The sequence below is a fragment of the Streptosporangium sp. NPDC023615 genome (assembly GCF_040640155.1).
Lineage (GTDB): Bacteria > Actinomycetota > Actinomycetes > Streptosporangiales > Streptosporangiaceae > Streptosporangium.
Genome location: NZ_JBFABE010000157.1, coordinates 1 through 2,701, shown reverse-complemented (window position 1 = coordinate 2,701; position 2,701 = coordinate 1). Strand labels below are relative to the sequence as shown.

General features: G+C 75.6%; 2 protein-coding genes. Both read left to right on the top strand.

Annotated elements, in window-relative coordinates; translation table 11 throughout:
• Window positions 1–755: phosphopantetheine-binding protein (locus AB0G16_RS38615; protein ID WP_362815973.1), on the top strand; the 755-nt coding region annotated here is incomplete at its 5' end.
• Window positions 752–2,701 (top strand): condensation domain-containing protein (locus AB0G16_RS38610; protein ID WP_362815971.1); only part of this gene is annotated, 1,950 nt, incomplete at its 3' end. The genes AB0G16_RS38615 and AB0G16_RS38610, both read left to right, overlap by 4 nt.

Sequence of the window (2,701 nt, the reverse complement as noted above, 5' to 3'; positions counted from 1 at the left end):
CCCAGACCAAGATCCGCGGCATGCGCGTCGAACCCGGCGAGATCGAGGCCGCGCTCGCCCGCCACCCCGAGCTGAGCGCCGCGGCGGTCGGCGTGACCCGGGACGGCCCCGGCGGGGCCCGGCTGGTCGGCTACGTCGTGCGCCGCCCCGGCGCCGGAGCCCCCTCCGGCGAGGCGGCACGCGAGGGCGGCGGACGGGCCGGGGAGTCCACACGGCACTCGGAGCCGCACGACCGGCGCGGCGTCGGAGAACCCACGGGGGACCCGGAGCTGCACGACCGGCTCAGGGACCGGCTCCGCGAGGAGCTGCCCGAGCACATGATCCCCACCCTCTGGGTCGAGCTGGAGGCCCTCCCGCTCACCCCGAACGGCAAGCTGGACCGGGCGGCGCTGCCGTCACCGTCGCCGCACTCCGGCGCCGCGGACTGGGAGCCCCCGCGTCCCGGTGCCGAGCAGGACGTGGCCGAGGTGTGGCGGGAGGTGCTCGGCCTGGAGAAGGTGGGCCGTCACGACGGCTTCTTCTCCGTCGGCGGTGACTCCATCCTCAGCCTCTCGGTGGTCGCGGGCCTGCGCCGCCGGGGCCACACGCTGGACCTGCAGCGGCTGTTCACCCACCAGACCGTGGCCGAGCTGGCCTCCGTACTGGACACACCAGGCGCGGGTCCCGCCGCCGAGCCGGAGCCGAAGGCCGCCACCGGCGCGTTCGGCATGCTCAGCGCCGCGGATCTGGCCAAGCTCAGGAAGGGCGAACGATGATCGAGGACGCGTACCCGCTGGCGGCGCTGCAGGCGGGGATGCTGTATCACAGCGAACTCGAACCCGACAGCCCCACCTACCACGACCTGATGACCGTCACGCTGCGCGGCGCCCTGCACGTCCGGGCGCTGACCGGGGCGCTGGCCCAGGTCGCGGCACGCCATCCGGTGCTGCGCACCTCCTTCGACCTGACCGGGTTCAGCGAGCCGCTGCAGCTCGTGCACGACGACGTGACCGTCCCGCTGGAGGTCGTCGACCTGCGCGACGGCGCCGCGACGGAGGGCGGGAACGTCCCCGGCGGGAACGTCACCGGCGACGGCCCGCGCGAGCGGCTGGCCTCCTGGCGGGAGGCGGAGAAGCGCAACGGGTTCGACTGGTCGTCCCCGCCGCTGCTGCGGGCGTACGCGCACGTGCTGGACGAGGACGAGTTCGCGCTCAGCCTCAGCTTCCACCACGCGATCCTGGACGGCTGGAGCGTCGCGGCGCTGGTCACCGAGCTGCTGGGCCGCTACGCCGCCGCCGTCGGCAGCGGCACCGCCACCGGCACCGGCACCGGCACCGGCGGCACGGACACCGGCCACTCCGGGTCCGCGTCACCCGGGGAACCACGGGGGGAACCACGGGAGACCCCGCCCCGGGATCTGCCCCGGGATCTGCCCCGGGCCCTGTTCCGGGACCTGGTCGCGGCCGAGCGGGCGGCGACGGCCTCGGCCGAGGCGCGGGAGTTCTGGCGTGAGCGCGTCGAGGACGCCCCGGAGAGCCGCCTGCCCCGGCTGCCGGGGTTCCCGACCGGCGGGCCGCGCGCCGCCGAGGTGGTGGCCGTGCCCGTACCGGACGGGACGGTGGCGGAGCTGGAGCGGCGGAGCCGCGAGCTGCGGGTGCCGCTGCGCACCACCCTGCTCGCCGCCTACCTGACGGCGCTGGGTCACGTCACCGGCGAGCGGGAGGTGATGGCCGGTGTCCTCGGGCACGGCCGTCCGGAGACCGAGGGCGGCGGCGAGGTGCTGGGACTGTTCCTCAACACGCTGCCGCTCCGGGTGCGCCTCGACGCGGGCGACCGGGCCGCCCTGATCCGGCGGGTGTTCGACGCGGAGGTGGCGGCGGTGCCCTACCGGCACTACCCGCTGTTCGAGATCCAGCAGGCCGCCGGGCGCTCACCGCTGCTGGACACCCTGTTCGACTTCCGGGACTTCCACGTGTACGGGGGCCTGTCAGGCGACGGTGTGGCGATCACCGGACAGGAGTTCTTCGAGCAGACCGACATGCCGTGCACGGTGGCCTTCGTCCGCCTGCCGGGAGGCGGCCTGACCCTCACGCTGTCCTACGACGCCTCGCAGTTCCCGCGCGAGCAGATGGAGTCCCTGGCCGGGCGGGTGATCGACGCGCTGACCGGCGAGCCGACGATCGACCCGGCCGAGAACGAGACGATCGACCGGTGGAACGCCACCGGTCGCGCCCACCCGGCGGGCGGCACCCTGCACGGCCTGTTCCTCGCGCAGGCGGCGCTGACCCCCGACGCCCCGGCGGTGGCCTTCGAGGGCTCCTGGACCACCTACCGCGAGCTGGCCGGGCGCGCCTCGGCGATCGCCGCGGAGCTGTACCGCGCCGGGGTCTCGCACGACCGGCCGGTGGGGGTGCTGCTCGAACGGAGCGCGGACCTTCCGGCCGCCCTGCTCGGCGTCCTCGCCGCCGGGGGCGCCTACCTGCCGCTGGAGCCGGGACACCCCCTCGCCCGGATGCGCGGCATGCTCGACGACGCGGGCGCCTCGGTGGTGCTGACCTCCGCCGACCTGGCGGACGAGGCACCCGAAGGGGTGCGCGTCGTCGTCCTGCCGCCCCCCGTCCCCACCGGGCCCGCCGAACCGGCCGACCTGGTCGGCGCGGTGGCGGAGGACCTGCCGGACTCGCTCGCGTACGTGATCTTCACGTCCGGGTCGACCGGCCGT